The sequence below is a fragment of the Lentzea sp. NPDC059081 genome, assembly GCF_042738015.1.
GTDB lineage: Bacteria > Actinomycetota > Actinomycetes > Mycobacteriales > Pseudonocardiaceae > Lentzea.
In genome coordinates, this window is sequence record NZ_JBHYGW010000007.1 from 223,880 (window position 1) to 246,161 (window position 22,282).

At 71.4% G+C, this 22,282-nt stretch carries 20 protein-coding genes; 12 read left to right on the top strand and 8 right to left on the bottom strand.

Translation table 11 applies throughout. From position 1 onward, the window contains the following. The first annotated feature begins 72 nt into the window (after nt 1–72). The 3 genes from ACFWV3_RS18700 (at nt 73) to ACFWV3_RS18710 (ending at nt 4,132) form a co-directional block, all read left to right on the top strand. Nucleotides 73–930, top strand: a complete 858-nt coding sequence (locus tag ACFWV3_RS18700; protein ID WP_382412602.1) for an alpha/beta hydrolase family protein — start codon at nt 73–75, stop codon at nt 928–930. Between the two features lie 84 nt (nt 931–1,014). Continuing rightward, a complete protein-coding gene (locus tag ACFWV3_RS18705; RefSeq protein ID WP_382412603.1) occupies nt 1,015–3,024 on the top strand; it encodes a tetratricopeptide repeat protein in 2,010 nt (669 codons plus the stop codon). Nucleotides 3,025–3,112: 88 nt separating this feature from the next. Further along, nucleotides 3,113–4,132 carry a GRAS family protein gene (locus ACFWV3_RS18710; protein ID WP_382412605.1) on the top strand — a complete coding sequence of 340 codons (1,020 nt, stop codon included), beginning with the start codon at nt 3,113–3,115 and terminating at the stop codon, nt 4,130–4,132. Here the strand turns inward: ACFWV3_RS18710 and ACFWV3_RS18715 are convergent. Next, entirely contained in the window at nt 4,120–5,355 is a 1,236-nt protein-coding gene (locus ACFWV3_RS18715; RefSeq protein ID WP_382412606.1) for an FAD-dependent monooxygenase, read from the bottom strand. The two genes, ACFWV3_RS18710 and ACFWV3_RS18715, sit on opposite strands and share 13 nt — an antisense overlap. Before the next feature lie 51 nt (nt 5,356–5,406). On the opposite strand from ACFWV3_RS18715, the gene ACFWV3_RS18720 reads away from it, so the two are divergent. Further along, complete coding sequence (locus ACFWV3_RS18720) at nt 5,407–5,970, top strand: TetR/AcrR family transcriptional regulator C-terminal domain-containing protein (RefSeq protein ID WP_382412607.1); 564 nt, start codon at nt 5,407–5,409, stop codon at nt 5,968–5,970. A 38-nt stretch (nt 5,971–6,008) separates the two neighbouring features. Here the strand turns inward: ACFWV3_RS18720 and ACFWV3_RS18725 are convergent, their stop codons facing one another. Together ACFWV3_RS18725 and ACFWV3_RS18730 are read right to left on the bottom strand one after the other, a co-directional pair. Then, nucleotides 6,009–7,646 (bottom strand): hypothetical protein, encoded by a 1,638-nt coding sequence (locus ACFWV3_RS18725; protein ID WP_382412609.1) that lies wholly within the window; start codon nt 7,644–7,646, stop codon nt 6,009–6,011. After that, on the bottom strand, nt 7,646–9,511 hold the full coding sequence (locus tag ACFWV3_RS18730; RefSeq protein ID WP_382412611.1) for a toll/interleukin-1 receptor domain-containing protein: 1,866 nt from the start codon (nt 9,509–9,511) through the stop codon (nt 7,646–7,648). The genes ACFWV3_RS18725 and ACFWV3_RS18730 overlap by 1 nt, the downstream gene beginning before the upstream one ends. Nucleotides 9,512–9,738: 227 nt before the next feature. On the opposite strand from ACFWV3_RS18730, the gene ACFWV3_RS18735 reads away from it, so the two are divergent. The 3 genes from ACFWV3_RS18735 to ACFWV3_RS18745 are packed head-to-tail and all read left to right on the top strand — an operon-like array spanning nt 9,739 to nt 12,262. Continuing rightward, nucleotides 9,739–10,947, top strand: coding sequence for a hypothetical protein (locus tag ACFWV3_RS18735; RefSeq protein WP_382412612.1), 1,209 nt, complete (start codon nt 9,739–9,741; stop codon nt 10,945–10,947). 23 nt (nt 10,948–10,970) lie between these two features. Then, complete coding sequence (locus ACFWV3_RS18740) at nt 10,971–11,828, top strand: MurR/RpiR family transcriptional regulator (protein ID WP_382412613.1); 858 nt, start codon at nt 10,971–10,973, stop codon at nt 11,826–11,828. Between the two features lie 14 nt (nt 11,829–11,842). Beyond that, nucleotides 11,843–12,262, top strand: coding sequence for a GNAT family acetyltransferase (locus tag ACFWV3_RS18745; protein WP_382412614.1), 420 nt, complete (start codon nt 11,843–11,845; stop codon nt 12,260–12,262). 31 nt (nt 12,263–12,293) lie between these two features. Here ACFWV3_RS18745 and ACFWV3_RS18750 read toward each other — a convergent pair whose 3' ends face one another. Further along, nucleotides 12,294–13,385, bottom strand: coding sequence for a Vms1/Ankzf1 family peptidyl-tRNA hydrolase (locus ACFWV3_RS18750; protein WP_382412616.1), 1,092 nt, complete (start codon nt 13,383–13,385; stop codon nt 12,294–12,296). A gap of 224 nt (nt 13,386–13,609) precedes the next feature. Between ACFWV3_RS18750 and ACFWV3_RS18755 the strand changes: the two genes are divergently transcribed. Both ACFWV3_RS18755 and ACFWV3_RS18760 read left to right on the top strand, forming a co-directional pair. Beyond that, entirely contained in the window at nt 13,610–14,152 is a 543-nt protein-coding gene (locus ACFWV3_RS18755; protein WP_382412618.1) for an SRPBCC family protein, read from the top strand. Next, nucleotides 14,149–15,324: a zinc-dependent alcohol dehydrogenase gene (locus tag ACFWV3_RS18760; protein WP_382412620.1), complete on the top strand. Its 1,176-nt coding sequence runs from the start codon at nt 14,149–14,151 to the stop codon at nt 15,322–15,324. The genes ACFWV3_RS18755 and ACFWV3_RS18760 overlap by 4 nt, the downstream gene beginning before the upstream one ends. An 88-nt stretch (nt 15,325–15,412) precedes the next feature. On the opposite strand, the gene ACFWV3_RS18765 is transcribed toward ACFWV3_RS18760, so the two are convergent. From ACFWV3_RS18765 to ACFWV3_RS18780, 4 genes are all read right to left on the bottom strand, one after another. Further along, complete coding sequence (locus ACFWV3_RS18765) at nt 15,413–15,673, bottom strand: STAS domain-containing protein (RefSeq protein WP_382412622.1); 261 nt, start codon at nt 15,671–15,673, stop codon at nt 15,413–15,415. Nucleotides 15,674–15,805: 132 nt separating this feature from the next. Next, entirely contained in the window at nt 15,806–16,846 is a 1,041-nt protein-coding gene (locus ACFWV3_RS18770; RefSeq protein ID WP_382412624.1) for a hypothetical protein, read from the bottom strand. 54 nt (nt 16,847–16,900) lie between these two features. Beyond that, nucleotides 16,901–17,455 carry an MEDS domain-containing protein gene (locus ACFWV3_RS18775; RefSeq protein ID WP_382412625.1) on the bottom strand — a complete coding sequence of 185 codons (555 nt, stop codon included), beginning with the start codon at nt 17,453–17,455 and terminating at the stop codon, nt 16,901–16,903. Next, entirely contained in the window at nt 17,452–19,152 is a 1,701-nt protein-coding gene (locus ACFWV3_RS18780) for a PucR family transcriptional regulator (RefSeq protein WP_382412626.1), read from the bottom strand. The genes ACFWV3_RS18775 and ACFWV3_RS18780 overlap by 4 nt, the downstream gene beginning before the upstream one ends. Nucleotides 19,153–19,373: 221 nt before the next feature. On the opposite strand from ACFWV3_RS18780, the gene ACFWV3_RS18785 reads away from it, so the two are divergent. From ACFWV3_RS18785 to ACFWV3_RS18795, 3 genes are read left to right on the top strand one after another with little or no spacing between them, the layout of a single operon-like run. Continuing rightward, on the top strand, nt 19,374–19,904 hold the full coding sequence (locus ACFWV3_RS18785; protein ID WP_382412628.1) for a general stress protein: 531 nt from the start codon (nt 19,374–19,376) through the stop codon (nt 19,902–19,904). Further along, nucleotides 19,904–21,781, top strand: a complete 1,878-nt coding sequence (gene dnaK / locus ACFWV3_RS18790; RefSeq protein ID WP_382412629.1) for a molecular chaperone DnaK — start codon at nt 19,904–19,906, stop codon at nt 21,779–21,781. Before ACFWV3_RS18785 ends, dnaK begins: the two co-directional genes overlap by 1 nt. 5 nt (nt 21,782–21,786) lie before the next feature. Continuing rightward, on the top strand, nt 21,787–22,278 hold the full coding sequence (locus tag ACFWV3_RS18795; RefSeq protein WP_382412633.1) for a nucleotide exchange factor GrpE: 492 nt from the start codon (nt 21,787–21,789) through the stop codon (nt 22,276–22,278). Nucleotides 22,279–22,282 lie beyond the last annotated feature (4 nt).

A 22,282-nucleotide genomic window follows, 5' to 3' on the forward strand; every position in this document is an offset into this window, starting at 1 on the left:
TGCGTACGTCCGAGACGGGGGCGCAGGGTCAGTTCGTCCCGATTTCCCCTGTCGAATGAGGTGTACAGAGCCGTGCGACTTCGTTCATTCCTCCCGATCGCGCTGTCACTCGCGCTGATAGGCGGCAGCACCGCCTACGCCCTGGCCGCGGACAACCCCTACGAACGCGGCCCCGCACCCAGCAACTCGAGCATCGAGGCGGCGCGCGGCCCGTTCGCCGTGTCGGAGACGTCGGTGTCGTCGCTGGTCAGCGGCTTCGGCGGCGGCACGATCTACTACCCGACGAGCACCGCCTCCGGCACGTTCGGCGCGGTGGCCGTCTCCCCCGGCTACACCGGCACGCAGTCGAGCATCGCCTGGCTGGGCCCGCGCATCGCGTCCCAGGGCTTCGTCGTGTTCACGATCGACACCATCACGATCTACGACCAGCCCGACAGCCGTGCCTCCCAGCTGCTCGCCGCGCTCGACTACCTGACGCAGCGCAGCAGCGTCCGGTCCCGCATCGACACGAGCAGGCTGGGCGTGATGGGCCACTCGATGGGCGGCGGCGGAACCCTGCGGGCGGCCAGCGAGCGCCCGTCCCTGCAGGCGGCGATCCCGCTGACCGGCTGGCACACCACGAAGAACTGGTCCTCGGTGCGCGTGCCGACCCTCGTGGTCGGCGCCGAGAGCGACTCCATCGCCCCGGTCGCGACGCACTCGGAGCCGTTCTACAACTCGCTGCCGTCCTCGTTGGACAAGGCGTACCTGGAGCTGAACAACGCCACGCACTTCGCGCCGAACTCCCCGAACACCACGATCGCGAAGTACAGCATCTCCTGGCTCAAGCGGTTCATCGACAACGACACCCGCTACGAGCAGTTCCTGTGCCCGGCGCCGGGCCGCAGCACGCTGATCGAGGAGTACCGCGACACCTGTCCGCACTCCTGATCCCCGCCGGGTCGCGGCGCCTTCCCGGCGCCGCGACCCTTTTGCCCTACAGCCGCGCCGTGCGCCGCGCGGCTACCGTGCCTTGTGCCCAACGAGGTCGGCGGCGACGTCCACGGCCAGGTCGTGCAGGCCGGTCACGTGGGCCGCATCGACCTGCACTCCGCACCGGCCCCGCTCACGGCGCTGTCCGGCCTGCCTCCCGCCACCACCGTCTTCTGCGGCCGCGCCGAGGAGATGACGGCCCTGCGCGCCGCGTGGTCGTCGGACGGCCCTGCCGTGGTGTCGAGCGCCGTCGCCGGGCTCGCGGGCATCGGCAAGACCGAGCTGGTGCTGCGCGCGGCCCACCAGGCACTGGCGGACGGCGACTTCCCCGGCGGCGCCCTGTTCGTCGACCTGCAGGGCTACGACGCGACGCGCAGGGTCTCCCCCGCCCAGGCACTCGACAGCTTCCTGCGCGCCCTCGGCGTCGACGGCCAGAGCATCCCGCCGGGCGAGGACCAGCGCGCCACCCTGTTCCGCTCGATGCTGACCGGCCGGCCACCCGTGCTGATCGTGCTCGACAACGCGTCGTCCACGGCCCAGGTGCGGCCCCTGCTCCCCGGCGGGCGGCACCGGGTGGTGATCACCAGCAGGCACACGCTGACCGGCCTCGACGAGGCCCGGCACCTCGACCTGGGCGTGCTGGACCCGGCAGAGGCGACCGACCTCGTCGGCGATCCCCGCCTGGCCGCGCTGTGCGGACACCTGCCGCTCGCCCTGCGGATCATGCGCGCCCTGGCCGCCGCCGACCCGCGCACGGACTGGGCGGCCGAGCTGACCGACGCACGCCACCGGCTCGAACTGCTCGACGACGGCGACAGCCGGGCGGTGCACGCGGCGTTCGACCTGTCCTACCGCTCGCTCGGCCCCGACCTGCGCCGGCTGTTCCGGTTGCTCTCGCTGCACCCGACCGACGAGTTCTCGCTGGAGGGCGCGGCGGCGCTCGCCGACCGGCCGATGACCCGCACCCGTGCGCTGCTGCGGGAGCTGGTTCGCGCGCACCTCGTGGAACCCGGTGCCACGCCGGACTGGTTCACGTTCCACGACCTGGTGAGGCTGTACGCGCACCGGTGCGCGGAAGGCGACCCCGAGACCGACCCGGCGCTGAGCAGGATGTTCACGCACTACGCGACCAAGGCCGGTGCCGCCAAGCACCAGCTCTCGCCCCGGCACCGCGGCGTCACGTCGCACTTCCAGGCCCGCCAGGACGCGCTGGCGTGGCTGGACCGCACCTGGCTGGTGCTCGCCGCGGCGGCGCGGCTCGTCGCCGAGCGCGAGTTGTACGACGTCCTGTTCCCGATCGTCGAGAGCCTGTGTTCCTACTTCGACACCTACCGGCACCCCGACGAGATGCTCGCCGCGTGCCTGCTCGCCCTCGACGGCGCCAGGGCCTCCGGGAGACGGCTCACCGAGGCCAGCGTGCTGACCGAGCTCGGGAACGCCTACGCCCGCACCCGCGAGTACGACCTGGCCGTCGTCCACCTGGAGACCGCGCTGGAGCTCAACCGCGCACTCGGCAACGCCTTCGCCACGGCCACCACGTTGAACGACCTCGGCACCGCCTACCGCAAGACGTCGCGGTTGGACGACGCGCACCACGCCTACACCGAGGCACTCGCGACGAGAGAAGAAATCGGTGACCGGTACGGCGCGGCGCAGACGATGAACAACCTCGGCAACACACTGCGGGACCTGGGACGCGCCGCCGAGGCGAGCGAGTTCTACCAGCGCTCCCTCAGGGTCCGGCAAGAGATCGACGACCGCCACGGCATGGCGCAGGTGCTCAACAACCTCGGCACGGCACAGGTCCTCGCCGGCGAGGTCCGCGAGGCGTTCGGCCACTACCGCGAGTCGCTGCTGCTGTACCGGGAGCTCGGGCACCAGTTCCGCGAGGCGGGCACGCTGTTCCTGCTCGGCAACGCCTGCGGGGACACCCGGCCGGCGGCGGCCACGGCGTTCTGGCGGGCGGCGTTGTCCCTCTACGAACGCCTCGGCGCCGAACAGGAAGCCCAGGACGTCCGCGACCGGCTCGCCGACCTTCACGACATCAGGTGACTTCCACGCCCGGAGTCGTCACCCGAACGACCGCAACCGGCCTCGCGAGGCCTGCGCGCGGACGGGGCTCGTCCTAGCTTCAGCTCACGTGACCACTGTGTTCAGCCTGTTCGACGAGGCCGCCGAAGCCACCGCCCACGACGACCGCGAGACCGTCACCGCGTTGCTCAGGCGCATCCGCGAGACGACGGCGACCGACCCGGTGCTGCGCGACTTCTTCCTGGCCGCGTTCGCCTCCCGGCTCGACCCCGCCGCACGCGAGCACCCGCGCCCGGCCGACGTGCCGCGGTTCGACCTGGCCTGCGCGACCACGCTCGCCAACGACCGGCTGCTGCCGTTCCTCGACGGCCGCGAGTCGGCCACCGTGCTCGCGCTGGGCATCGGATCGGGGCGTCAGGAGTGCGACCTGCTCGAACGGGCACCCGAACTGCGGTCGCTCACGGTCGTCGGCGTGGACACCGGCGACCGCCTCGCGCAGGCCGAGACAGCGGTGAGGGCCACGGCGGCGCGGATGGGCATCGAGGTGGTGTTCCACGCCGTGCCCTCCGCGCCCGAACGACTGGGCGAGGACGTGTGGCGCCTCGTCGCACAGGCGCCGCGCCCGCTGCTGGTGACCGCGTCGTTCGCGTTGCACCGCATGCGGGACGACGGGCAGGGCGACCCGAGGTCAGGGTTGTTCCACCGGCTGCGCGACCTCGCACCGGCCGCGTTCGCCCTGTGCGAGCCGCATTCCGACCATCACCACGTGCCGTTGCGGGCGCGGTTCGCCCACGCCTGGCGCTACTACGGCGCCCTGTTCGCGGCGATCGACAGCACGCGGGCTGCCGAGGCCGGGAAGATCGCGCTGAAGCAGTTCCTCGGCCGCGAGATCCAGGATGTCGTCGGAACGCGCGACGAAGACCGCATCGAGCGCCACGAGCCGGCCGAAGCGTGGGCGCACCGCTTCACCGCCGCCGGGTTCCGCTTGCTCCCGCCGTCACGCACAGCCGGTGCCACGCCAGGCGTTCTCCGCACGCGGACCCTGCCCGACCGCGTCGAACTGTCCTTCCAGGACACCCCGCTCGTCGCCGTGCTCGTCGGCATCCCCGACTGGTCTCACGCGAGATGACCGTCGGGCCGCACCAGGCCCGCCTCCGTCGGCACGGGAGAACCGGCGCGCAGCCGCGCGAACAGCGAGTCGCGGTCGGGCAGCCGCCGGCCCGTCCCGTAGTCCACGTCGAGGCCGGACAGGCGTTCGGCGAGGAGGCGGGACATGTCCGGCGCCGTGGCGATCAGCCCGCTCAGCACCGAGCGCAGCGCCTGGCCCTCCGCCGAGTACGCCGTCATCAGCGCGGTCTGCGCCCTGGTGTGCTGCAGCAGATCGGCCCCGACGGGGTGACGTTCGGCGTGGTAGGTGTCGAGCAAAGCGTCGTCCGCCTTCCCGGCGAGCACGGCGGCGAGCTTCCAGCCGAGGTTGTGCGCGTCCTGGATGCCGACGTTCATGCCCACGCCCCCGGTCGGGAAGTGCATGTGCGCCGCGTCGCCCGCCAGGAACACCCTGCCCGACCGGTAGGCGACGGCCTGACGCGTCGCGTTGCCGAACCGCGACAGCCAGCGCGGGTCGTGCAGTCCGAAGTCGGTGCCCGCGATGGCCTTCACGGTCGTGCGCAGCTCGTCGAGGGTCAACTCGCCGGGCCACTCCGCGACGTTCGACCCGGGATCGCCGCCGACGATGCGGTGCACGCCACCCGGTAGCGGCACGACCATCAGCCCGCCGGCCGCACCCGTGACACTCGCGAAACCGCGCTCTGGCGGGGAATCCAGCACCACGTCCCCGAGCCAGCCCCACGTCGTGGCGTCAGTGCCCGGAAAGTCGATACCCGCCGCCGCGCGCACGGCGCTCCGTGTCCCATCGCAGCCGACAACGTACTTCGCCGCGACGACCGACCCGTCGGACAGAGAAACCCCCTCGCTCACCAGCCCGGTGACCACACGCCCCCGCAACACGGTCGCACCCAGCGCACGCGCACGTTCCTCCAGCAGCTCCTCCGTGCGCGCTTGCGGCAACGCGAGCGTGAACGGGTAGGGCGTGTCGAGCGCGGCGAAGTCCATGCGATCGGGCAACCCGCCGAAGTGCCCGTTGGGAATCCGGACCCCCTCCGCCAGGAACGGCTCCACGACCCCGCGGCAGTCGAAGATCTCGATCGTGCGCGGGTGGATCGTGAGCGCCTTCGAGTTCGGGTCCCGCTCCTCCCGTGCCTCCAGCACCGTGACGGAGGCCCCGCCCAGCCGCAGCTCCCCCGCCAGCCACAGACCGGTGGGCCCGGCCCCCACGACGACGACGTCCATCATCCACTCCCTTGGTCACTGACCAACACTGACGCGGTCGAGTAGACTAGGTCAGTGACCAAGAGTCAAGCGGACGTGGTGCGCACCGCGCTGGAGATCCTCGACGAGCGCGGCGCCGAGGCGGTGTCGATGCGGGCCATCGCCCAACGGCTCGACGTGCGGATGAACACCGTGCTGTGGCACGTGAAGACCAAGGCACGACTGGAAGAGCTGATGGCCGACGCGATCGTGGCCGGCGTCTCGCTGGAAGGCCTGCCGCAGGACTGGCGCGAGCGGGCCACCGAGATCACCCGCCGCTACCGCCAGGCCCTGCTGGCCCACCGGGACGGCGCCGCCGTCGTGGCGGGCACCTACGCCGCCGAACCGGCCACTTTGGACACTGCCGAGGCACTCGTCTCCGCACTGCTCGACGGCGGGCTGCCGGAGCGTGAGGCGGCTTGGACGTGCTGGAGCCTGATCTACTTCGTGCTGGGGCTGGCGCAGGAGGAACAGTCGTCGCCGGACGGGGCCCGCGAGCTGGAGGTGGGTGGGCGGGTCTCGCTGGCGCGTGTTCTGCCGTTCCTCACGGAGGAGTTCGACGGCCGGTTCGAGTTCGGCGTGGCCAAACTGCTGTCCTGACACCGCACCGGATGGCGCCGAGCCGGCACCCACGGGCCTCAGCTCGGCACCGCGAACGCCACCACTCCATCCGATACCTTCGTCCGCGTCCCGTTGACCTCGGAGAACAACTGCCAAGCACCATCAGTCGGACCAGACCGGACGAGAACCGCGCGGAACCCCGGCGAAACCTGCCGGGCATACCCGGGATCCCCTCGCCGAGCCCACCCGGAACCACTGAGCTGCCATAGACTCTCGGGAACCGTCACCGAAGTCTGCGGCCCACCGCTGGCCGCGCAGAGCCACGACGAGTAGATCATGCTCAAAGTCCCGTCCGGCTCGTACCACACCGCCGCGACAACAGATCCGTCGTCGCCCTGACCGCCGGCCACCGGCGTCACGCTCTGGGCACCCGAGGCGAGATCGATCAGGACGACCGACGACCGCTCCTCACAGGCTCCCGCGTGACCCGCGGTGACGTAGGCGACCGAGCGGCCGTCCGGGGAGAAAGCCGCTCCGTAGACGGCGACGTTGCCCTGGGTGGGGCCCAGCGGCGCCACCTGGCCGTCCGGCCGGACGAGGTACAGGTTTTCCGGGCCACCGTAGGCGGACGGGCCGTCCGGCGCGGCGACTAGGCTGGTGCCGTCCTTGCCCGCCAGGATCCGCAGCGGCAGGACCAGGCTGCTCTCGTCGACCTTGCGGTCGGGCAGGATGGTCGCCCGCGCGACGGGCTGGGCGTTCTCGTCGGCCAGGTCGAGCGTGGTCAGGACGTTGCCGGCCAGCCAGCTGATCACGCTGCCGCCCGCGGTCACGGCGTCCCGGCAGTCGCCGCACGGCACCGATCTGACGGCGTTGGAGCGGACGTCGATGGTGGCGATACCCGTTGCTGTCACGGCGAACACGAAGTGCTTGTCCGCGGTGTACTCGAGACCGCGGCCGAACGACGCGTCGACGGCGGACTCCGCGACCACCTCGGTTCCGCGGACGACGCCCAGGCGGCTGGTGGTCAGGAAGGCGTAGCTCGGTTGCGGCTCCGGGTCGACGATGCCGCTCCGCGCGGCCGCGTCGGGTGAGTCCGGGACGACGAGCCGGTCGAGGACGATTTTCAGGTCGTCGGCGGTGTCGGCGAACGTGGTCTCGGACGCGAACTTCGCCAGCGCTTCCTTGCGGTCCTGGGGAACCTGGAAGCCGACCACCCTGATCTCCAGGTCCAGCCCGGCCTCGGCCAGGCGGTCGTCGATGGACTTCCGCGCGCCGGCCAGGTCGTTCGTGCAGGCGTCGGCGCCCGTCGTGGAGATGACGACGATCCGGTTGTGGGCACTGCCGCGGCGGGTGAACACGCCGCTGAAGTCGTCGATGGCCGCCAGGACGCCGTCGACCATCGTGGCCTTGCCGGAGGCGGACAGCGCTCCCACGGCCTGGTCCACCTGGTCCGGGCTGCCTGCGATCTGCGCGGTGTCGCCGGGGCTGCCGCAGTCGCCACCGAAGCGGCGCACGCTCAGCGCGTCGGAGTCGCCACTGTTGCCCGCGACCGACTTCACGGCGTCCTTCACCCCGTCGAGCCCGGTGCCGGGCGCGGAGGTGTCGACGAGCACCACCGTCCGGTAGGCAGGTCCGGAGAGGACGAAGTACACCGCTGTGCACGCCACCACGACGAACAGGACAGCAAGCGGGATAAGCACCGCGCGCCGCTTCATCAGCGTCCTCCTGGACCGCTGGCCCGCATCCGGGCCAGGAGCTTGTTCAAGGTCTCGACCTCGCTGTTGTAGAGGTCGGCGTCGTGGCGGAACGCCGTGAGCTCCGCCCCCAACGGCTTGCCTTCCCTGGCGAGATCGAGCAGTGCCTGCACGGCGGGCACCGCTTTCCGTTGCCGATCCCGCAACCCGACCGCCCGTTGGTAGACCTCGACGGCGTCCGGCGTCTTCGCCCGGCTCTCCAGGTTCGCGAACTCGGTGTCCGCCGTGGCGGGCTTGATGGCGGACAACGTGCGGTCGGCGACGTCCAGCCTGCCGTCCACCACGGCCTGGGCCGCCTCGTCGATCTGCTTCACGACCGGGTTGAGGGTGTCGACGACGTCACGCGCCGACCGCAGGACCGGTTCGACGTTGGCGATCCATTCGAGAGCCGCCTGCAGCTCCGCGGCGCCCTGGGCGAGCACCGGCGGTGGCGCGGAAGCACTGGCCGCCAACCGGTCGAGGACCGGCTTGTCCTCGTCACCGACGCGATAGCCGACGAAGCGGAACTCGATGGCGAGGCCGGCGTTGGCCAGCCGGGTGCGGAGCTCGCGCTGGACGAAGTCCGTGTCGTCGTCGCACGCGTCGACCCCGTTGCGCGTCACGACCACGATCCTGTTGACCTGCTTGGCCTTCTGCGAGAACGGCGCGCTGAAGTCCTCGGTCGCCCCGATCAGGCCCCGCACCAGCGTCGCCGCCCCGCTGACCGCAGCACCCTCGATCGCGCCGCCGATGTCGTCGCGGTGGCCCGTTCCGAACCCGACCACCTGGGACGTGTTGCCGTCGGACCCGCACTGGCCGCCGAAGGTCCGCAACGCGACGGCGTCGTCGTCACCGGTGTTCCCGATCGCCTTCCGCAGCGAGTCGCGGCTCTCCGCCACCGCGGACACATCGGCTCCGGTCGCCGACAGGTCCAGCAGGAACTCGGTCTTGTAGGTCGGCGCGAGCTCGGGCAGGACCCAGGTCACCACGGCGGCGACCGCGCCGGCCAGCAGCAGAGCCACCAGGATCCCGATGATCAGGTTGCGCACCGACCGCGGCATCGTGACCGTCAGGAAGGTCCCCAGCCTGACCCTCTTGATGTCCCTGGCCGCTTGGATGGTCACGCCGTGACCCGTGTGCGAACGCATGCCCCGCGCGCCCGGCGGAACGTCCGGCCCGTCGGGCGTGACCGACGCGGGATCGGTCTGCGCAGGATCGGTCTGGGCGGGATCGTCCTGGGCGGGATCGTCCTGGGCGGGATCGGTCTGGGCGGGACCGGTGTGCATGACGGTCGCGTCGTGAATGTCCCTGCCCGCCTGGATGGTCGTCCCCGAACCGCGGTGGGACACCATCGAGGTGCCGGAGGAGTCCGGCCTGGTGCCCAGTCCGGGCTCGACCTCGCGGAGCCGCTGGACCAGCGCCGCGACGTCGGACCTGGTGTGCCTGCGCCGGACCTGCACACCCTGGCAGTCCGCCAGTGCGCGCAGGCCGGAGGGCAGCTGGTGCTCGGCCGGGAACGGCGTGTCGTCGACCAGCACCGGCACCACCCGGACCCCGGCGTCGAACGCCTCGGCGATCTCGCGGTGGATCCAGTCGGCGGGATCGTCGATCAGCCGCTCCCCCGCCGGGCCGGTCAGGGTCAGCCAGTCGCGGTCGATCACGACCAGCAGGACCCGGCACCCGCGCACCCGGTTCACCAGCTCCCGGTCCCAGGCGGCGCCGAGCGGGATCGAGTAGCAGTCCAGGAAGACCTGCTCCCGGCCGAACTCCGCCGTGAGGTCCCGGTCGAGCAGCTCGCCCATGACACGGCTGTCGTTGCTGCGGTAGTTGATGAACACTCCGCCCACCGCGACTCCTGTCCTGCTCCGTCCCCGCACTCCGGTCGCCAGGATGACTCAGCCGGACGGCGAACGGACCGCGTGTCGCCTCCATTGGCACGAACTGTCCATCAATTGGCCAGTGGCGTGTTTCGCCGAGATGACAAGGAATCCGGGCACCGTGCGAATCCTCTGTTCAGCGGTGCCGGGCACGAGCGCCGTGGGCATAAACAGGACTCGTCCACGGGGAGGGGCGCGTGCGCGGGCAGGCCGAGGGTCTCGCAGACGGAACGCGGGTGGTGCTCGCACTGGTCGTCGCCGCGGCGGCGGTGGCGGCGACGGCTGCGTTGTCCTACCTGGCGATCGCGACCTTCATGCGGGTGTGGCGACGCGCGCAGGCGAAGGGCTACACGGGCCCCGTCACGCCCGCGGTCCTCTCGATCGTCACCCTCGCCGGTCTCGTGGGCGGGGCGTTCCTCGGCGCGGTGCTGGCCGGCCCCGACGACGCGGCGCTCGTCGCCGGTCCGTCCACGGTGCTCGGTGTCGTGGCGGCGTTGGGAGGTCTCGCTCTGGCCGTGCGCGTGCTGCCCGCCCGGCCCGTCCGATCCGGACGACGACGGCGGCCGCGCACCCCGTTCCGGGTGCTGGGGAACGTGGCGGTGGCGACACCCCTGCCGGTGATGGTGGTGCTGCTGCTGAACGGCAAACCCGCGACGCTCGGCATCCAGTTGCTGCTGCCGATGGCGATGCTGTCGATGCTGTGCCACTCCGCGGCGCGGCGAGCGGACCGCATCGACGCCGTGCCCCCGGCCGACCCGCGCCCGGCCGTGGTGTGGATCCGCGGTTTCGGCAACGAACGCCGCCTGTTCGGCTTCCGGCGGCGCGACGAGGCGGAGACGCGCGACCGGCCGGAGCTGAAGGAGGTCTTCCGCTGCGGCGCGAGGCCGATGCCGTTCGACGACTACTTCGCCCCGGCCATCGCCGCTGGGCTCGGCCGCGGGTACGGCCTGGGCAACCCGCGCGACTACCTCCCGCCCGACGGGCTCGACCGCCACTACGCCACCGACGACTCGTGGCGCGAGCAGTTCGCCGAGCTGGTCGCCGGTGCCCGCTGCGTGGTCATGGCGCCGGGTGACTGGCCGGAGCTGCGGTACGAGTTCCGGGTGATCAGGGAGCTGGGGGCGCACCGCAGGCTGTTCGTCCTCACCCCACCGGCGCGCAAGGCCCGCCAGGTCCGGCGGGCCAACCGGCTCACGGGCTTCCGCACCGAGGACTGGGCCGACCTCGCGGCGGCGCTGGACGGTGAACCCGGTTACCGGCTCGGGCAGGACCCCGGGCCGGGGGCCGTCGTGACATTCGACGACGACGGACGCGGTGTCGTGCTGGAGCGCGATGCCGAGGGGCCCGCGGACTACGTGGCCGCGATGCTCCGTCACCTCGCCGAGGTGGAGTCTGCGCCCGAGTAGCACCGTGGAGTACAGTTCCAAAAATGACGAGATACGTGGAATCTGCTTCCAAGCCCTCGTTGCTGAGCACCGCGCGGATCGTCGGGCCTTCGCTGCGCCCCAGTGAGCGCCGGGTCGTCGAGTGGCTGACCGCCAACGTGGACCGGGTGCCGGACGCGAGCATCGTGGACGTCCAGCGGGCGACGGGAACGGGTGCCGCGACGGTCGTCCGGGCGTGCAAGGTGCTGGGGTACAACGGTTTCCACGAGCTGAAGATCGCCGCCGCACGGGAGCCGAGGACCAACGAGCACCCGGACACGGACGGCGTCACCGGCTACGGGGCGTTGCGGGCGATCGAACGAGCGGCCGCCGAGTCCGTGCGACGGGTCTCGGCGACGGTGTCGGAGGAGGAGTTCGACACCGTGGTGGCCGTGGTGACGAACGCCGAGCGGTTGCTGGTGTTCGGTGCCGCGTGGTCAGGTCCGGCTGCGGCCGACACGGCCAGCAGGTTCCGTGCCGCGGGCTGGTTCGTCGACGCCCCACCGGACGAGACCAACGCGGGCCTCTGCGCGCGGACCCTGACCGCCGGCGACGCCTGCCTGCTCTTCAGCCACACCGGGGCCACCCGCGTGACCCTCGACGTCGCGGCACAGGCGCGCCGGGCCGGCGCTCCCGTCGTCGCCGTCGTCTCGCAGGCCAACAGCGCGCTCAGCGAGATCGCCACCGTGACGCTCGCCGTCGCGGGGGACAACGGCGGCGTCCTCGGCATCGCCACCGGTTCCCGGCTGGCACAACTCGTGGTCGCACACGGCCTGCTGACCGCCGCTGTCACGGCCAGAGGCCCCCGCGCGCAGGCCGCTCTCGACCGCTCGTCCGAAGTCTTCGCCAAGTCGATCCTCTGATCAAGGGTGACGTCATGCAGATCAGAGCGTTCACGGACGCGGACACCGACGCGGTCGTGCGGCTGTGGCAGCAGGCCGGCATCACCAGGCCGTGGAACGACCCGCTGGCGGACATCCGGCGCAAGCGGACCACCCAGCCGGAGATGTTCTTCGTGGCCGCCGACAACGACGGCGAGATCGCCGGAGTGGTGATGGCGGGCTACGACGGCCACCGCGGGTGGATCCACTACCTCGCGGTCGCGACCGCACGCCGCTCCACCGGACTCGGCCGCCGCCTGGTCGGCCACGCCGAGGCGGCGCTGAGCGCCCTCGGGTGCCCGAAGGTCCAGCTGCAGGTGCGACCGGACAACACCGACGTGGTCGAGTTCTACGAACGCCTCGGGTACGAGCCGTACGAGGCGATCAACCTGGGCAAGCGGCTTGTGGCCGACTGACCCGATCCGACCGGCGTCGCGTTCCCGCTGTTCAAGGGCGGTGGCGCAGGATCGCGCCGACACCCTGCACCAGCTCGACGTCGTCGCCGACGACCACGTTCGCGCCGGTCACCGCCGCGGCGCGCGCCAACGCCTCGTCCGCGCGGGTGCGCCGCACCGCGGCCGGATCGCCGGCGACCTGACGGACACCGGCTTCGTCGGCACCGACCTGGCCGGGCTGGTCGCTCGTCCACACCAGCTCGTCCGCCAGGACGTCGACGTCCACCACCAGAGTGTCCACATTGGCCTGTCGCAGCGAGCCCGTGACGTCGGCGAGGCCCTCGACCGCGAGCCCGTCCCTGCCTCGTTCGGCGCGGAACCGGTCGACCGCGTCCGCGTCGTGCTGCTGCCGGCGCTGCGCGACGAGAGCGCGCACGGCGTTGTCGAACTCCTCGTCGTCGGTGCCCGCCGCCAGCCCCGCGCCCTCGACCTCCACGACCAGGCCGTCGTCGAGGTGCAGCTCGTGATGCAGCGCACTGCGCGCCTGCACCTCGCCGCCGAGCACCACCAGCTCGGCGCGCACCTCCCGCACGAGCCGTTCCACCTCCTCGGCCACCTGCTTCACGTTGTGCTTGACGGTGTCCTCGACGCGCTGCTGCATGCGTTTGTGCGCCCATCCCCCGCCGCCGGCCTTGTGCAGCGGGTGTTGCCTGCCGCGCACGGTCTCCACCAGGTCGACCCGCCCGTCGAACGAGTGCAGGTCGGCGCCGGCCGAGTCGACGACCACGACGACGTGCGGCACCGGCTGTGGCAGGTAGGAGGCCAGCGGCAGCAGGTCGGGCAGCGACGAGAACCGCGTGACGTCGGCGGGTGGCGGCACGGGCAGGGTCTGGTCCACCAGCACCCGCGCGCCCGAGGCGATCAGCACGCGCCCGGCCTTGCCGGCCGGCGGGCGGGCCTCGGACACGGCCTCGTCCAGCGCGACGAGCGTCTCCTCCGGCGCGCCCTGGCCGGCGAGCTGCTCGCGCAGTCCCCGCCAGCGCAGTTCGGTGACCTTCTCCGCGTCCTCGGTGTCGTGCGACGCGTCGAGGTAGACCGACGCGAACGGACCCGGTCCCGTGGCCACGTCCCGCAACTTCGACATGTCCATGTCCGCCGTGTTCCCGCTGCCCCGAGGTCTACACCCGCACGTCCACACGACGAAAACGCTTTGCCCGCAAAGCGTTTTCCGCCGGCCGGCGGGGTTGGGCGGACTCGCGAGGGGTAGTTCGGATCGAGCAGCAACCGCGGCGCCCGGCCTGCGGACAGGCCTTCGAGCCGCGGCGACCGGCTCCGTGCCGGTGGCGCGGGGCATGCGAAGGAGGATCCATGGAACTGACCGCCACAACCACGGTGCGCAAACCCGTGCCGGAGGTCTTCGCGTTCTGGCGCGACCTGCAGAACCTCCCGGCGTTCATGGGACATCTGGAGGAGATCCGCACCACCGGCGACCGCACGAGCCACTGGGTCGCCGACGCGCCGTTCGGCAAGAACGTCGAGTGGGACGCCGAGATCACCGAAGAGGTGGTCGACGCGAGGATCGCCTGGCGTTCCACCGGGGACGCCGACGTGCCCAACGCGGGCACCGTCCTGTTCGTGCCCGCCCCCGACGGGGAGAGCACCGAGATCCACGTCGCACTGGTCTACGACATCCCCGGCGGCGCGATCGGCAAGGCGGTCGCCCGCTACTTCGGCGAGGAACCGCACCAGCAGCTCGACGACGACCTGCGCAGGCTCAAGCAGGTGCTGGAGACCGGCGAGGTCGTCCGGTCCGACGGCGCCCCGTGGGGCAAGCAGGCGCGCAAGGAGTTCCCGCAACGGCCGGCGCAACCGCTGTCGGACGCCGAGTGGGAGAAGGGACCGGACGCATGAGGGCGAACACCTGGGCCGGCCGCAACAAGGTCGAGGTCCGCGACGTGCCCGACCCCAAGATCCTGAACAGCCGGGACGCGATCGTGCGGATCACCTCCACCGCCATCTGCGGGTCCGACCTGCACCTGGTCGACGGGTACGTGCCGACCATGCAGGACGGCGACGTCCTGGGCCACGAGTTCATGGGCGAGGTCGTCGAGGTCGGCTCCGGCGTGGCCGCGGACCGGCTGAGCGTCGGGGACCGGGTGGTCGTGCCGTTCCCGATCGCCTGCGGCGCCTGTGCCGCCTGTGCGGCCGGGTTGTACTCGTGTTGCGAGAACACCAACCCCAACGCCGGGATCGCGGAGAAGATGTTCGGGCACCCCGTCGCGGGGATCTTCGGGTACTCGCACCTGACCGGTGGGTTCGCGGGCGGGCAGGCGCAGTACGCGCGGGTGCCGTTCGCCGACGTCGGCCCGTTGCGGATCGAGTCCGACCTCACCGACGAGCAGGTGCTGTTCCTCTCCGACATCCTGCCCACCGGGTACATGGGCGCGGACATGTGCGACATCCAGCCCACCGACGTGGTGGCGGTCTGGGGTGCCGGCCCGGTCGGCCAGTTCGCCATGGACAGCGCCAGGGTCCTCGGCGCCGCGCGGGTCATCGCCATCGACAAGGAGCCCTACCGGCTGCGGATGGCCGAGGAGGCGGGCCACACGCCCGTGAACTTCGAGGAGGTGGACGTGCGGTCGCGCCTGCTGGAGCTGACCGGCGGACGCGGACCCGACAAGTGCATCGACGCGGTGGGCCTGGAAGCCACCCACGGCAGCGCGCACGTCTCCGCCTACGACCGCGTCAAGCAGGCCGTCCGGTCCGAGAGCGACCGTCCGCACGTGCTGCGCCAGGCCATCATGTCCTGCCGCAGCGGCGGCATCGTGTCCGTGATCGGCGTCTACGGCGGGCTGATCGACAAGTTCCCGGCCGGCGCGTGGATGAACCGCTCGCTGACCCTGCGCACCGGGCAGTGCCACGTCCACCGCTACATGCGGCCGCTGCTGGAGCGCATCGAACGCGGGGAGCTCGACCCGACCAGGATCATCACCCACACCCTTCCGCTGGCCGAGGCGGAACGCGGTTACGCGCTGTTCAAGAACAAGGAGGACAACTGCGAGAAGGTCGTCCTCAAGCCCTGACGAGCACCGGGGTCCGGCCGCCGCGGCGAACGCGGTGGCCGGACCCGGCGCGGGTGGAGGTGCTGCGTGCATGACCCGTTCGGGCGGGTCACGCACGCAGCATCTCCAGCAACGCGAGAGACCTCCGCACGGCTGTGGTGGGGCCGACCAGGTGCAGTTCCGACCCGACCCGGCGCGCATGGTGCTCCGCACGGGCCAGCGCCCGGAGGCCCGCGGTCCCCAGGAACGTCACCTCACTCATGTCCACCAGGATCCTCGCGTTCGAAATGTCCAGATGCGGCTCGATCGCGCGGGCGAGCATGTCCACAGTGGACGCGTCGATCTCTCCGCTCACACGAACTCTGATCACCTTCGCGACGGTGGCTGGAAGCACCACGCCCACCTCCACAAGATCTTCGGGGTGTGCACCGTCTCGCACCGCACGTGTGCGGCGCTTCGCTCCGCGAGGCGGAATTCCACGTCGAGCTGTAGTCCTGAGAGGTCACTTCCGGAGCTTCTCGCGGCGCCGCTGCTGGCGGTAGCCGTACGCGGCGTTGCGCACCGCCTCGTCGCTCTCCAGGCGGGCGCCGAGAGCACCGGCCACGGTCGCGACCGACGCCGCCAGCCACGCCATCCCCAGGAAGTCCCGCGCACCGGGGTGATGGCCGATCTCCTGTGCCAGGACGGACGGTTCGAGCACCAGCAACCCGGACGCCAGCACCACCAGGAACAAGGCCGCGTACAGCGTGGAGATCCCCAGCACGAGCGTGACCACGGTGGTGAGGTTGTACAACCGGGCCCGTTCCCTCCCCTCCGCGTCGGACGGGCGCTCCCACAGCTCGTGGGTGACGACCAGCCACGTCACCATGGCCGCGATCGACAACAACATCGCCGCCAGCAGCCTGACCACGCTCGACTGCGAGCCGAGCATCCACATGGTCGGACTGATCAACGTGTACGCCCCGGTGCCGAACGCGGCGACCAGCACGCTGGACAACCCCATCGCGAGCCGCCACGGCCGGTTCGCCCGCACCATCCCGGCGAACATCCGCAACCGGCCGCGCAGACCGGGTGCCACGAACCGCACACCGATGTCGTCCGTCGGCGAGTCGACCCGGCGCGCCAACCGCCGCATCGGGACCTCGCGGTCCCGCAGCTCGGCGACGACGGCACTGACCACGTCACCGGTCTTGCTGCGCAGCCCCCAGCTGCCCAGCGCCGGGAGCGACGCCACGGCGAGCCCGTCGTCGGCGCTGGCATCGGCCACCACCGGGTCGGTGCCCGCTCTGCGCGGCAGGTCCGTCAGGCACACCCACAGGTCGCACCGTTCCTGGACGGCCTGGTCGCGCACCGCCTCCACCACGTGCCGCACGGACCCATGCTCGTCGGCGGCGAACTGGTCGCAGACGGACACGACCCGCCACTCGACGTCACCGTCCACGTCACGGCTCAGCCGCCGCGGGAGATCTTCTGCCAGGTCTTCCACGATGTCGGTCGCCAGGCCGGGATCGGCGAGCAGACCGAGGACAACGGTTTCCTGCATGGGCCGTCGAGTACCCCGCGAAAACCCGGATACTCAACGGGTTCCGCGAGCCCGTCACGGTGCGGGTTGCTGGTGGTACGGATTGTCGAGGAGCACGCCGGTCATCCAGATCTGCGGGTGGGCGTTGACCATCGGGACGATCACGTCACCGTCGAACAGGTCGAGGTCGTAGAAGCACAACGCGTACACCGGACGCGTGGCCACCCACCGGCTCGCGTTCATCTCGTGCCGGAAGAGCGCGTCGAGCCGTCCCGGCCGGCTGAGCGAGCTCCCGGCCCAGCGCATGTCACCCGCCACCCGGCACGACGTTCCCTGCCGCCGCGTCCACTCGTCCAGCTCGGCCATGAACGCCTCGCTGTCCAGCTCGTCCTCGCACCGGTACCGGCTCTCCGCCTCACTCACCTGCAGCCGCGGGTGCGGCGCTCCCAGCTCCCGTTCGGCGTGGCCCCTCTCCCCCGCCATGGCGAAGTACTGGCACGACTCCCCGTCGCGCAGCCCCTCCGACAGGAACGGCATCACCAGCTCGTCCCGCTCGGCGGGACCGTGGTGGAACACGCACAGGTGGGAGTGCACCTCGAGCGGCACACCGTCGAACACGGCACTCGTCACCGGCCCTCCAACGGACGCCCCTGCAAGACCTGCCACGCACGGGTCGCGACGTGGACGTTCAAGCGAGTTTCCACGTCGCCGAGGTCGAAACCGGTGATCTCCCGCATCCTGCCGAGCCGGTACCGCAGCGTGCTGCGGTGGATCATCAGCGCGGTCGCGGTCTTGTCGTAGTTGCCCCCGCACTCCAGGAACTGGGAGAGCGTGCGGACCATGTCCGCGTTGCGCGTCTCGTCGTAGTCGATCAGATCCCCCAGCCACTCCCACACGAAGGACGACACCTCGGCACGGCTCTCCCCCGCGTCGAGGATCCGGTAGAGGCCCAGCTGGTCGAACGACGCCACACCGCGGGGGGCACCAGAGGCCTGCCGGATGCGCAACGCGCGCACCGCCTCGTCGAACGACCGGGGCAACCGGTCCGGTGTGTCGCAGGTGCCGCCGATGGCGATCACGCCCGCGTCGGTGCCCAGCTCGTTCGCCACGGAGCGGAACAGCGCCTCACCGTCCGGACGACCGGTGACGAGCACGACCACGACACCGGAGCGCCGCGAGCACAGCGCTTTCCACCCCAGCTCGACCACCGCGTGCGACATCGCCGCCGACAGCGCGCTGTCGGCCTCCGCACCGTTCCACTGCGCCACCAGTACGTGGTGGGAGCCCCGCAGGTCGTGACCCAGCGCGGCGGCTCGTGCGTAGGCGCCGTCGTTGTCCGTGCCGGCGACCAGGTCGTCGACGAGCTCCCGGTGCAGCCGCAGCTCCACCTCCGCGAGGTTGCGCTGGTGCGCGAGCTCCAGCGCGAGCACGGTCGTGCCGTACTCCAGCGTGAACACGTCCTGGTCCCGCACGGTCTTCGCCGGGCCGACCAGGGAGACCACTCCGAGCACCTCGTGGTGCGGCTTGACCAGCGACATCAGCCGGTTCTTCTCCCGCAGCGGGTAGGTGCGGCGGGCCGCGCGGCGCAGCAGGTCCTCCCGGCGCAGGGCGGGCAGCTTCGGGTACGGGTCGGGACGGCCGGGCCCCGCCCACGCGCGCAGGTTGCCGAACTTGTCCTCCACGGCCACGGCCAGCCCGGTGAGCTCGTGGAGCGCCTGCGCGATCCCCTGCTCGCCGTCCCCGCGAGCACTCACCCCGGTCAGCACGTCGTGCACGCGTTGCTGTTTGAGGAGCACGTCGACCGTGCCTGTCAGCCGGGCGTTCACCTCCGCCCGCTCGTCGTTGGACCGGCGCAGCTCGTCGACGTACTCGTCACCTCTGCGGCGCAGGGCCGCGTTCGCCAGCGCGGCACTGGTCTGCTGGCAGAGCACCTTCAACAAGAACATGTCGTCGATCGTCGGCTCCGACTCCGCGGCCACCACGAGGCAGCCGGCGAGAGCGGACTGTTCCTTCAACGGGAACGCACAGCGCCAGGTGGCGCCCGGCAGCACCGCGCCGGAACCGTGACCGTCCATTTCGGACACAAGTCGGTCGAGCTCGGCGTCGGGCGGGTGGCCGGTGGGCTGCCGCCCCAGGACGCCGCCCGCCACGAGGTAGGTCGCGGCCACTGTGCACGGACCGAGCGACGGCACCGCGGCCGCCGCCAGGGCGAGGATCTTCGCGGGATCCTTGCCACCGAACATGTTCATCGACAGCACGAAGACGCCGTAGAGACTGGACAGCCGGGCACGTGCCCAAGCGTCCGCACCTGTCGCGCCGGCGGTCATGCCCCCTCCGTGAGTCGTTGCTCGTCAGCCACCTTAGTCCCCCGTGGTCGTGCTGTCGTGTCCATTGCGGAGGACCGGTTTGGTCCTCGCAGGACGACGCGCCGCACGTGTGTCCTTCGCCAGGGTCGACCCAATGCACGCGACTGAACCGCGCTCGGCAGCAGACCCCGCGCGGGAAGGAACCCATGAGCGGACAACGGTCAACGCCTGAGGGAGCAGCCATGACCACTCATCACTCGGGTGCGCACGCACGCGCCGACATCGGTGACGACACAGCGCAAAGTTCTTCAAAACGACGCACAATCGCTTCGTTCGACAACTACGAGGACGCCGAGCGCGCCGTCGACCACCTGTCCGACAACAAGTTCCCGGTCGGCCGCACCGCGATCGTCGGCGTCGACATCCGCGTCGTGGAGCAGGTCGTCGGACGGATGAACTGGGGCCGGGCGTTGCTGAACGGTGCCGCCGCCGGCGCCGTCCCCGGACTGTTCTTCGGATGGATCTTCGGTCTTTTCGACCTCATCAACCCGCTCGTCGCCGCGTTCACGCTCGCCCTCTACGGCCTCGTGTTCGGCGCCGTCGTCGGTGCCGTCATCGGCGCGGTCTCCTACGCGCTGCACCGCGGCAGGCGCGACTTCAGCTCCGTGACGATGATGGTGCCGAGCCGGTACGACCTCGTCGTGGACGAGGAGTTCGCGGACGACGCGGTGCGCCTCCTCGGCACCCTGCCCCGGGCAGAGGGGGTCGAGTGATGGCGGCGGCAGTGGGGATCGACCTCGGCACGACGAACTCCGCGATCGCGGTCGTCGAGGGCGGCCAGCCCACCGTGATCGCGAACGCGGAGGGCTCCAGGACCACCCCGTCCGTCGTGGCGTTCACCGAGAGCGGTGAACGCCTGGTAGGACAGCTGGCGAAGCGCCAGGCGGTGCTGAACCCGCACGGCACGATCTACTCAGCCAAGCGGTTCATCGGCCGCCGGTTCGAGGAGGTCACCGAGGAGACGAGAGCGGTGACGTTCGACGTCGTCCCCGGACCGAGCGACTCGGTGCGCTTCAAGGTGCGCGACAAGCTCTACGCGCCGGAGGAGATCAGCGCCCAGGTGCTGCGCAAGCTCGTCGACGACGCGAGCAAGCACCTCGGTGAGAAGGTGCGCGAGGCGGTGATCACCGTGCCCGCGTACTTCAACGACTCGCAGCGCCAGGCGACCAAGGACGCGGGCCGGATCGCGGGTCTCGAGGTCCTGCGGATCATCAACGAGCCGACGGCGGCCGCGCTGGCCTACGGGCTGGACAGGAAGGGCCACGAGACGGTCCTGGTGTTCGACCTGGGCGGCGGCACGTTCGACGTGTCCCTGCTGGACGTCGGCGACGGCGTGGTCGAGGTGCGGTCCACCTCGGGCGACACCCACCTCGGCGGCGACGACTTCGACCGCAGGCTCGTCGACCACCTCGCCGACAAGTTCAAGAACGACACGGGAATCGACCTGCGCCAGGACGCCCAGGCGCTGCAACGGCTGTCCGAGGCGGCGGAGAAGGCCAAGGTCGAGCTCAGCTCGGTCACGCAGACCCAGGTGAGCCTCCCGTTCGTCACGGCGGACGCGAGCGGCCCGAAGCACCTGACCGAGACCGTCACGCGGTCGACGTTCGAGCAGATCACGGCCGACCTGGTCGAGCGCTGCCTCGGGCCGGTCGAGCAGGCCATGGCCGACGGCAAGGTGTCCGCGAACGACATCGACGAGGTCGTCCTCGTCGGCGGTTCGACCAGGATCCCCGCGGTGCAGAAGCTCGTCCGCAGGCTGACCGGCGGCAAGGACCCGAACATGAGCGTCAACCCGGACGAGGTCGTGGCGCTCGGCGCCGCCGTCCAGGCCGGCGTGCTCAAGGGCGAGGTCAAGGACGTGCTGCTGCTGGACGTGACGCCGTTGTCGTTGGGCGTGGAGACCCGCGGCGGTGTGATGACGAAGATCATCGAGAGGAACACCACGATCCCGGCCCGCCGCTCCGAGGTGTTCTCCACCGCGGAGGACAACCAGCCCGCCGTGGACGTCGTCGTGCTGCAGGGCGAGCGCGAGCGCGCGGCCGACAACCGGGTGCTGGGCCGGTTCCAGCTCAGCGGCATCAGGCCGGCGCCCCGCGGCGAACCGCAGGTCGAGGTCGTCTTCGACATCGACGCGAACGGCATCCTCAACGTGACCGCCAGGGACAAGGACACCGGCGCGGAGCAGGGCATCACCATCAGCGAGAGCTCGAACCTGGACACGACCGAGATCGAGCGGATGGTGGCCGACGCCGAGGCGAACCGGACGGAGGACCAGCGCCTGCGCGAGACCGTGGACGCCCGCAACACCCTCGACTCGATCGCCTACCAGGTCGAGAAGACCCTGTCCGACCTGGGCGAGAACGCGCCCGCGCACGAGCGGGCGCGCGCCGAGATGCTGGTCTCCGACGCGCGCGAGGCGCTGCGGGACGAGGCACCGGCCGACCGCGTGCGGGAGCTGACCGACGAGCTGACCCAGGTGCTGAACGGCCTGGTGGCGGCACGGTCGTCCACGCCCCCGCCGTCCTCGGCCGGCAGCTCCACCGGGGCGGCGGAGGACGACGTCATCGACGCGGACTTCGACCGGGTCTGATCACCGTGACCACCCACGAGAACGCCGCGAGCTCCGCGGCCGAACCCGGGGCCGGCGCCCCTCCTTCCCCGGCGCCGGTCCCGGATCGGGGCGTCGCGGAGCTGGAGGACCGCTGGCTGCGCGCCGAGGCGGAGCTGGACAACGCGCGCAAGCGCCACATCCGCGAGCTGGAACGGCAGCGCGCCGCGGAACGCGCGCGGGTGGCGTCGGCCTGGCTGCCGGTGCTCGACAACCTGGAGCTCGCGCTCGGGCACGCGTCCGGCGACGCGGTGGCCGAGGGCGTGCGGGCGACCCTCGACCAGGCCGTCGAGGTGCTCGCCCGGCTCGGCTACCCGCGCCAGGACGCCACCGGGGTGCCGTTCGACCCCGCCGTGCACGAGGTCGTGATGGTGCTCGACGACCCGGACGCGCCGCCGAACACGGTCGTGCGCGTGCTGCGGCCCGGCTACGGCGACCTGCGTCCCGCCGCCGTCGCGGTGGCACGCGCACAGGGGTGAGCGG

Bases quoted from the DNA above. Each gene is read 5' to 3' on its own strand.
- dnaK (WP_382412629.1), top strand. From the start codon at position 19,904: ATGGCGGCGGCAGTGGGGATCGACCTCGGCACGACGAACTCCGCGATC.
- ACFWV3_RS18780 (WP_382412626.1), bottom strand. From the start codon at position 19,152: ATGACCGCCGGCGCGACAGGTGCGGACGCTTGGGCACGTGCCCGGCTG.
- ACFWV3_RS18725 (WP_382412609.1), bottom strand. From the start codon at position 7,646: ATGAAGCGGCGCGCGGTGCTTATCCCGCTTGCTGTCCTGTTCGTCGTG.
- ACFWV3_RS18715 (WP_382412606.1), bottom strand. From the start codon at position 5,355: ATGATGGACGTCGTCGTCGTGGGGGCCGGGCCCACCGGTCTGTGGCTG.
- ACFWV3_RS18740 (WP_382412613.1), top strand. From the start codon at position 10,971: ATGACGAGATACGTGGAATCTGCTTCCAAGCCCTCGTTGCTGAGCACC.
- ACFWV3_RS18755 (WP_382412618.1), top strand. From the start codon at position 13,610: ATGGAACTGACCGCCACAACCACGGTGCGCAAACCCGTGCCGGAGGTC.
- ACFWV3_RS18785 (WP_382412628.1), top strand. From the start codon at position 19,374: ATGACCACTCATCACTCGGGTGCGCACGCACGCGCCGACATCGGTGAC.
- ACFWV3_RS18760 (WP_382412620.1), top strand. From the start codon at position 14,149: ATGAGGGCGAACACCTGGGCCGGCCGCAACAAGGTCGAGGTCCGCGAC.
- ACFWV3_RS18770 (WP_382412624.1), bottom strand. From the start codon at position 16,846: ATGCAGGAAACCGTTGTCCTCGGTCTGCTCGCCGATCCCGGCCTGGCG.
- ACFWV3_RS18745 (WP_382412614.1), top strand. From the start codon at position 11,843: ATGCAGATCAGAGCGTTCACGGACGCGGACACCGACGCGGTCGTGCGG.
- ACFWV3_RS18750 (WP_382412616.1), bottom strand. From the start codon at position 13,385: ATGTCGAAGTTGCGGGACGTGGCCACGGGACCGGGTCCGTTCGCGTCG.